This is a genomic window from Bacteroides coprosuis, assembly GCF_020741705.1.
Lineage (GTDB): Bacteria > Bacteroidota > Bacteroidia > Bacteroidales > Bacteroidaceae > Bacteroides_E > Bacteroides_E coprosuis.
In genome coordinates this window covers 1-9,431 of the sequence record NZ_DYYK01000008.1, presented here as the reverse complement: position 1 = coordinate 9,431, position 9,431 = coordinate 1, and the positions used below count along the sequence as shown (strand labels likewise).

The 9,431-nt window shown below is 34.1% G+C and carries 7 protein-coding genes; 3 read left to right on the top strand and 4 right to left on the bottom strand.

Annotated elements, in window-relative coordinates; genetic code table 11:
- Window positions 1-270: 270 nt before the first annotated feature.
- The 4 genes from K8V80_RS00260 to K8V80_RS00245 form a co-directional block, all read right to left on the bottom strand.
- Window positions 271-1,506, bottom strand: coding sequence for a clostripain-related cysteine peptidase (locus K8V80_RS00260; protein ID WP_276774461.1), 1,236 nt, complete (start codon window positions 1,504-1,506; stop codon window positions 271-273).
- An 85-nt stretch (window positions 1,507-1,591) separates the two neighbouring features.
- On the bottom strand, window positions 1,592-1,993 hold the full coding sequence (locus K8V80_RS00255) for a hypothetical protein (RefSeq protein WP_276774458.1): 402 nt from the start codon (window positions 1,991-1,993) through the stop codon (window positions 1,592-1,594).
- Between the two features lie 84 nt (window positions 1,994-2,077).
- Window positions 2,078-2,938 carry a sigma-70 family RNA polymerase sigma factor gene (locus K8V80_RS00250; RefSeq protein ID WP_006744239.1) on the bottom strand — a complete coding sequence of 287 codons (861 nt, stop codon included), beginning with the start codon at window positions 2,936-2,938 and terminating at the stop codon, window positions 2,078-2,080.
- Between the two features lie 167 nt (window positions 2,939-3,105).
- Window positions 3,106-4,641 (bottom strand): Do family serine endopeptidase, encoded by a 1,536-nt coding sequence (locus K8V80_RS00245; protein ID WP_006744238.1) that lies wholly within the window; start codon window positions 4,639-4,641, stop codon window positions 3,106-3,108.
- Window positions 4,642-5,040: 399 nt separating this feature from the next.
- On the opposite strand from K8V80_RS00245, the gene K8V80_RS00240 reads away from it, so the two are divergent.
- From K8V80_RS00240 to mgtA, 3 genes are all read left to right on the top strand, one after another.
- Window positions 5,041-5,727 (top strand): response regulator transcription factor, encoded by a 687-nt coding sequence (locus K8V80_RS00240; RefSeq protein WP_050807869.1) that lies wholly within the window; start codon window positions 5,041-5,043, stop codon window positions 5,725-5,727.
- Window positions 5,724-7,091, top strand: a complete 1,368-nt coding sequence (locus K8V80_RS00235; RefSeq protein WP_276774449.1) for a sensor histidine kinase — start codon at window positions 5,724-5,726, stop codon at window positions 7,089-7,091. The genes K8V80_RS00240 and K8V80_RS00235 overlap by 4 nt, the downstream gene beginning before the upstream one ends.
- Window positions 7,092-7,200: 109 nt before the next feature.
- Window positions 7,201-9,431: magnesium-translocating P-type ATPase (mgtA, locus tag K8V80_RS00230; RefSeq protein WP_276774446.1), on the top strand; the 2,231-nt coding region annotated here is incomplete at its 3' end.

The window sequence follows — 9,431 nt, the reverse complement described above, 5'->3', positions numbered from 1 at the left end:
GTGCAAAAGTAAGCGCTTTTTAGCTTCGCTCCAAATATATCAATACTTTATTTCTGAATATATTTTGGAATATATAGCAACCGCCTATAAATCTTATATTTATAGGTTAAACAAAAACCAATAATAAAAAGATAGTTATTGGCTATGTATCCTTTAACACCATAATATACAACAAACAAATTTATTTTTTGTTCGGTATTAACAAAAAATATCGCTCAATAACTTTATTATAGAGCGATATTTATAATTTTATTGTTTCTAGAGTCAATTCTATTCCTTTATCATATCTCTATACCAAGACATCTGACTATAATACTCATTGACAATATCATATTTTTTTGATTTGATCGGTACATACATAGAAACTCCATGAGATCCTTGCATACTAACATCTTGGCCAATCACTCCACTATAATTAGTTTTTGTCGTTTTATAGTAAAGTATCAAGCCATTATAACTAGACAACCACGCAGACGTTAAATTAGAGTTGAAGTTTTTCTTCATCAAGCCTAAAACATCTCTATAGTAGATTTCGGAAATTTCACGAAAATCATAGTAAAATACATCTTTTGAATCTAAGCTCAAATAATCTAACTCATTATTATGTAATAGTGATTTTGTCTCCTGAAAAAAGTGCTCAACTTTAGTTAAGTCTAATACAGTCATTGACACACCACCATACCAAGGATCATTACCATGGCTATGCCCCGAATATGTTTGCTCATAAAACCCGTAATAAGCATCAGCTATATCTTGAGCAATATCTTTCTTTTTACTATATAAAACAGGAACTACTTCTTGATAAGGTGCACCTGGACCAGGTATTTCCATAGGAGAACCTAACATATAGTGAGTGTTTTGCCTAAACTCATAAGCCACCTCTACAGATTGCATCAAACAAGCATCAAACAAGATAAAATCTAAAAAGGGCGCTTTATCTAACGCTTTTTTTAAATCTAGTATTTCTGTATAATGAGATACCCCATTCAGTTTATCTTCTCCAAACCACCTGGTCTCGGGTTTATATCCTTTTGAAGGTATCCAGCCATCTGCATGAGACCATAGTATCAAACCTTTCTTTTCTGCAGGAAATAATGTAAAAGCATCACGAAACACCTCTCCCATTACTTTATAATCAGTTGAGAGTTGAGCTGGGTATTTTTTCACCTCTACCCACGTCAGCTTTCCTTTATTAAGAGTAAGCCTCATCAAGCTAGGCTGAACTCTTTCATAGGCATTATTAATAGGATTAGTTTCTTTTCCCTGTTCAAGGTAAAGTAGAAAATTACAAGTAGAATGATCTGCCAACGAAAGGAAACCTTCTTCTATTTCTTCTATATCATCCCTAGAAAAAGATCGTAAACTATTTGAGGCAGCCATATACACCAACACGGTGCGATCCGCACTTTTAGGTGGAATCTCCACTTTCTCATCGCTATCACTACAAGCCAACAAGAAAAAGAGAGCAGCTACAAAGCATATTAAATTTCTAAATCTAACTTTCATAATTATTAAGGTTAGTAGGTGTCTAACAACAAAAGATGCAAGGTTGTTTTGCATCTTTCATCATATTGAGTATAAAAACATTTCTTTATTCAGGATTTATAGGAGAAAAGGTAAATTCCTCTATAGGAATAATAGATATCTGATGACTCATCTTTTTCTTATATCTATTCAGTAATTTAGTTCTATCTTTCTCTATCTTCTTCTTGCTAGTAGAATAAATAACAGTTCCTGTTTGATTGGGATTAGATTTCATCACTTCAACATAATTCTCCAATTGAGAACTATAGTTAGGAAGAAAAGGTAACACCCCTCCTTTTGTCAACTGCACTGTGTCGAGTTGTTGTATAGTGGTAAAGTAAGCTATTGTATCCGTGAAAGAAGAGGATATTCCAAATAAGTACACTCCCCTATCTTTTTCTCTCACTATAGTAGCTGAAGATAATACCAACACCAATGCAACAGCTACAAATGTTTTTAATAGTTTCATATTATTATTATTTATGACAAATATAAATAAAAAAAGCTGGCTCTCAATGAAACCAGCTTTTATATTTCTTTATCAAACCGATACTTATCCTAGGTACGATTTAAGTAATTTACTTCTATTATTTTGACGAAGACGACGAATTGCTTTTTCCTTGATCTGACGCACACGTTCACGTGTTAAACCAAACTTATCACCAATTTCTTCAAGTGTCATTTCCTGACAACCTATTCCGAAGAACATTTTGATAATTTGTTTTTCACGATCTTCTAACGTAGACAAAGCTCTATCTATTTCTTCACTTAACGATTCATTTACTAATGAACGATCCGCCATTGGAGAATCATCATTGACTAGAACATCTAACAAACTATTGTCTTCACCTTCAACAAAGGGGGCATCAACAGAAATGTGTCTACCAGATACTTTTAATGTATCTGTTACTTTATCCACAGGCATCTCAAGTTCATCAGCCAATTCCTGAGGAGAAGGTCTACGTTCGTACTCTTGTTCAAACTTAGCAAATGCTTTGCTTATTTTGTTCAATGAACCTACCTGGTTTAGTGGTAAACGTACAATACGTGATTGTTCAGCTAGTGCCTGTAAGATAGATTGACGAATCCACCATACAGCATAACTAATAAATTTAAAACCACGAGTTTCATCAAACTTTTCAGCAGCTTTGATTAGACCTAAGTTACCTTCATTTATTAAGTCGGGTAAACTTAGTCCTTGATTCTGATATTGCTTAGCAACAGAAACAACAAAACGTAAATTTGCCTTAGTCAATTTTTCAAGTGCTACTCGGTCACCTTTTTTAATACGTTGAGCTAACTCCACTTCTTCCTCTACAGTGATCAAGTCTTCACGACCAATCTCCTGTAAGTACTTATCTAGCGAAGCACTCTCCCTATTAGTAATACTTTTAGTTATCTTTAATTGTCTCATTCTTATAAAACAGATTTGGGGTGCAAAGATATAAACTATAAATTTATAAATAAAATTTTGAATCTATATCTTTTAGTTGAACATTCTAATCTCTATAACAATAATAAAGCCAACAGGTTGACTGTTGGCCCTATTTATTAACATAAATCTATGCTTTACTCGTTTTTTTATTCTTCAGATAAGTTAACTGCATAGTTTACACGTTTTCCTGAGGGGAACATACCAGTTAAGAATATAACTTGTTCAGGGGTTTTTACAGCTTGTTGTAGAACACCTTCTAAGTCTTCTACCTTATTCATACGAACACCATTCGCTGTTAGAATAATAAAGCCTTGACGAATACCTGCTTCTTTCATTTTACCTGATGAAACTCCAGTTACTTGGATTCCACTACGTAGTCGAAGCTGTTGTTTTAAATCGTCTGGTAATTCACGGAATGCAGCTCCTAAAATTTCCATACCCGACTTTTTAACAACCTTAGTGGTTCCTTGTTCATTTTTTAATTCCACAGATATGTTTTGTTCTTTTTTATTTCGGATTAATTTGATAGTAACTTTATCTCCAGGGCGATGTTTAGCTAACTCTTCTTGAAGTCCAGCCATATTTGTAACTTTTTTGCCCTCAATGCCAGTAATCACATCATCAACTTTGATTCCTGCAGCAGAAGCAGAGCTATTTTCTAAAACCTCAACAACTAGTACACCATCAACGACTCCTAGTTCATCCATTTTCTTCTTAATTTCTTTGCTCACCTCTTCATCCACAAAGCGAATTTCTGATGGAGAGTTACCCATAACACCAAGAACAGCACGTTGAACAGTACCATATTGTTTTAAATCGGCAACCACTTTTGTCATTATACTAGTAGGAATAGCAAAACCATAACCCGCATAAGCTCCTGTTGGAGATGAAAGCACAGCATTAATACCTATCAGTTCACCTCTTACATTAACTAAAGCTCCTCCACTGTTACCTTCATTGATCGCAGCATCTGTTTGGATGAAAGACTCTATTCCTTGTTGATAAACACCAAGTGTACGGGCTTTAGCACTTACAATACCAGCCGTTACCGTAGATGTTAAGTTAAAAGGATTACCCACAGCAAGCACCCATTCTCCTACCTTTAGAGCATCAGAATCACCAACAGGCAAAGTGGGTAAATCTTCACCTTCAATTTTCACTAAAGCTAAATCCGTTCTAGGATCTGTTCCAATAACTCGTCCTAGAAAATCACGATTATCATTTAACTTGACACTGATTTCATCAGCTCCATCAATTACGTGATTATTAGTTACAATATAACCATCAGAAGAGATGATAACTCCAGAACCAAAACCTACACGTGACGGAGTTTGAACTCTTTGCTTGCTTCCTCTTTCATCATAACCAAAGAAAAAATCAAAAATATCAGGAGCTCGCTTATAGGTTTGAACCTTGGAATGCTGAATTGATTTAATATGAACCACTGCATGAAGAGAGTTTTCAGCAGCAACTGTTAAGTCAACTGGCTGTGCGGCAGCATTATTATAAGACGCCATACGCACTGTTGGACTATTTTCAAAAACATCATTAAAATTAGTACTCCGACTTATTGAGTTTTGTGAAGATTTATCCATTACTTTATAAGTAGTAATGCCAGCTACTCCAGCACTCAAAAGTACAATAGCACTTACACCTAAAAGATTTTTAAATATTCGTTTCATATATCAATAGCTTTATATGTTAATAATAAACTTCAATTTAACATTTAACAGTTAAACAAACAATTCTTTTTTAATGGCTGTTGTAATAACAAGGTTAATTTACTACCTTTTAACAGATTACCAAACCTAATTAACAGAACTTAATCGCTATTTATGGGGATTTATTAAAATCTTTATTCTTTATTTCTTAAAAACCCCCATAAATAAAGCCATATTTAAATAATACAGGATATATAGTTATCAATTTATCAACTTAAAAAGTTATTCTTTCATATTATTTATAACCCTAAATTCTCTTTAATAGGTGCAAAACCTATGCCAGAACTCATAGAACTGACAAAATATTAATTAGTACCTTTGTTAAAACCCTTTAGTTATCACATTGACAGAAATATTCCTATGATAAAGATTTTAGTTGTTGAAGATGAAGTTAGAGTAGCCGATCTTATAAAGAGAGGGCTAGAAGAAGTCGGATATAAAGTAGATGCAGCTTATGATGGACAACAAGGTTTAAATTTATTTCAGAACAATTCTTATCATATGATTATATCAGATATAATTCTCCCTCACATAAGTGGCTTTGAACTATGTCAAAAAATCAGACTCATAGATAAAAATATCCCTATTTTAATGCTTACAGCACTAGGAACTACCGATGATAAATTAGAAGGTTTTGATGCAGGTGCAGATGATTATATGGTCAAGCCATTTGATTTTAGAGAACTAGATGCCCGCATCAAAGTATTGTTAAAAAGAGGATTAGAGAAAGGAAGTAGTCAACCATCAGAAATATCCTACTCTGATTTAACCATCAATTTAAATACGAAAGAAGCCTCAAGAAAAGGAAAACTAATTAAGCTATCTCCGAAAGAATACAACTTATTACTTTTTATGATTAAAAACCCAGAACGAGTTTTATCTCGCATTGAAATTGCCGAAAAAGTATGGGATACACATTTTGATACAGGTACTAATTTCATAGATGTTTATATCAATTATCTGAGAAACAAGATAGATAAGCCTTTTGATACTAATCTGATACACACCAAACCAGGTATGGGTTTCATTTTTACTGATAAACTATGAAGATAAGAAATATTCTTGCACTTAGATTTACAAGTGCTACAGCTATTGTTTTACTTATTATATTAGGCTCCATTTACTTCTTTTCAGAACAAAGTAGATATAAAGAGTTCTATAGAGATTTAAAAAGAGAAGCTATAACCAAAGCGAATCTTTTTCTTGACAATAGAGTGGATGCTAAAACTATGCAATCTATCTATCTCAATAACAGAGAGTTTATCAATGAAGTAGAAGTTGCCATCTACAGCAAGGAAGGAAAGCTTTTATATCACGATGCTATTGAAATTGACATTGTAAAGGAAACCCCTTCTATGATACAACAAATTATAGAAAACAAAGAGCTTAAATTCAACGAAAACAAATATGAAGCCGTAGGTCTTGTCTACTCTTTTAACAACAAAGACTACATCATTACAGCTGCGGCTTATGACGGCTATGGCCATTCCAAACAAGCTTCATTACAACTCATTTTACTTATCTCTGCCTTCATAGGACTAGGACTATTGCTTATCTTAGGATATATATTTGCAAAAAACGCCTTAGCTCCAGTCTCTAAAATAGTAGAAGAAGCAGAGCGTATCACTGCTTCAAATCTTGATTTAAGAATACCAGTAAATAATCCTAAAGATGAGCTTGGAGAGCTATCAATGACCTTCAACAACATGCTAGATCGACTAGAACAAGCATTTGAATCCCAAAGGCAATTTATTAGTAACGTATCTCACGAATTGCGTACACCTATGGCTGCACTAACTGCCGAACTCGAAATAGCTCTATTGAAAGAAAGGAATACGGATGAGTACAAAAAAGCGATAGAATACGCTTTAAATGACACCAAGGAAATTACAAAGTTATCATCAGGATTACTCGATTTAGCTAAGGCTAGCTATCAACCCGAACAAATTAAAATGTCCAATGTACGTTTCGATGAACTCCTTTTGGATGCTCGAAACTTAGTTATCAAAGCCAATCCGGACTATAAAGTAGAACTTATTTTTGAGCAGATTCCCGAAGATGAACGTTTCATAACAGTTTACGGTAATAGTTACCTGCTCAAAACAGCACTTGTAAACCTTATGGAAAACAATTGCAAATTCTCAAAAAACAAAAGTTCTATGGTACAGATAACATATTGGAATAATATGTCCATCGTGCGTTTATCAGACACAGGTATTGGTATTTCGCCATCAGACCTAGAACACTTATTTATACCTTTTTACAGAGGAAAAAATAAAAATTATGCCAAAGGCTATGGTATTGGAATGACACTCTGCCAGCAAATTGTACAAATACATAAAGGCCAACTTCAAATAAACTCAGAAGAAGGAGTAGGCACAACTTATCTTATTGAGATACCTCATATTTAACATCCTACATCAATTCTAATATCTTTCTAATAAGGATCTTTACCCTTCCCTTTTGGTTAATTGTACCTTTGATTCAATCCAAAGTATTAACCATTTAAAGTGAGTAAAGATGTGGAAAAGATTGAAAAAACAAGCAAAAACATCTCGCTTCAATGCTGAGAAAGTTTTTCTAGCTTCTGCTCAACCATTGCAGGAGGCTTATAACTACTTTAAGACTCACCCCTATGGTTTGGACAGAGAAGATGTTGATATTCGCCTAAAAATATATGGCGGAAATGAAATAGCCAATGAAAAGCCTACTCACCCATTAATATTATTCATCAGAGCTTTCATCAATCCTTTTATTGGTGTATTGATGGTATTGGCCATTATATCTATGATCATAGATGTCATCTTAGCTGATTCTGCAGAGCAAGATTGGACAAGTGTTATCGTCATTACAACGATGGTAATGCTTAGTGTAATTCTGAAGTTCTCACAAGAATGGAAATCCACTAGAGCCTCTGAGGCACTGCGTAAAATGGTTACTAATACAGCTTCGGTGTATCGTAATGGTGCAACACAAAGCCAAGAGGTAGATATGAAAATGCTGGTACCTGGGGATGTTATTTACCTTTCTGCGGGTGATATGATACCTGCAGATGTACGAATAATAGAGTGTAAAGACCTTTTTGTTAGTCAGTCGTCACTCACTGGAGAGTCAAATGCTGTAGAAAAGCATACCATTATTCAAGAGGATACAACCAAAAGAGGAAGTGTTATTGATCTCGATAATATTTGCTTTATGGGATCAAATGTTATCAGTGGGTATGCTAAAGCAATTGTTATTCAAACAGGAAATGACACATACCTAGGTACCCTAGCAAAAACGATTACTGGAATAAGAGCACAAACTGCCTTCGACAAAGGGGTTAATAACGTAAGCTTCTTATTGATTCGATTTATGATTGTGATGGTACCTTTTGTATTTCTAGTTAATGGTATTACGAAAGGAGACTGGTTTGATGCTTTCTTATTTGCCATATCTATTGCTGTAGGTTTAACACCCGAAATGTTACCCATGATTGTAACAGCCAATTTATCGAAAGGGGCAGTGACTATGGCCAAGAAAAAAACCATTGTTAAAAACCTGAACTCTATTCAGAATTTTGGCGCAATGAATATCCTCTGCACAGACAAAACAGGTACGCTAACGAGAGATCAGATTGTTTTAGAAAAACACTTGTGTGTAGATGGTAGTAATGATATTGATGAAAGAGTTTTGAGACATGCTTATTTTAATAGCTACTTCCAAACTGGGTTACGCAATCTGATAGATAGAGCTATTTTATCGCATGTAGAAGAGCTTAAACTTCACTATGCAAAAGACAATTATAAAAAAGTAGATGAAATACCTTTTGATTTTGTAAGAAGGAGACTATCTGTCATCATAGAAGATAAAACAGGTAAGCGACAAATTATAACAAAAGGAGCTATTGAGGAAATGTTGTCTATCTGCTCACACGTGGAATTTAAGGGACAGATTTGTGATTTTTCTGAAGATTTAAAAATAGAAGCCTTAAAAGTATGTAAAGAGCTCAACTATGAAGGAATGAGGGTTCTTGCTGTGGCACAAAAAAGCTGGGTAACTAAAGATCATGATTTTGCTGTAGAAGATGAAAATGGAATGGTACTTATAGGCTTTCTAGCTTTTCTTGATCCTCCTAAACCTTCTACTGTAGATGCCATAGAAAAACTTCATAAGCATGGAGTAGAAGTTAAAGTTTTATCAGGAGACAACGAGGCTGTAGTAAAAACAATATGTAGACAAGTAGGAATAGATACCACTTATTCTTTAAATGGTTTGGATGTAGAAAAGCTGACAGACAATGAATTAAAAGATAAATTGGAAGCTACAACTATTTTCTCTAAGCTAACCCCCATGCAGAAAACAAGAATTATAAAACTGTTGCAAGAAGAAGGAAATACAGTCGGTTTTTTAGGAGATGGCATTAATGACGCAGCGGCATTAAGACAATCAGATGTAGGAATATCTGTTGAAAATGCAGTAGATATAGCAAAAGAAAGTGCTGATATTATTCTATTAGAAAAAGATCTAATGGTTCTAGAAGATGGAGTTATCGAAGGAAGAAAAACTTTTGGTAATATTATGAAGTATATTAAAATGACGGCTAGTTCTAATTTTGGAAATATGTTTAGCGTAATGGCTGCAAGTGCCTTTTTACCATTCCTTCCTATGCTACCCATTCATCTACTTGTTCAAAACCTACTTTATGATATATCTCAAACTACTATTCCCTTTGATACGATGGACTCGGAATACCTAAGAACACCTAGAAA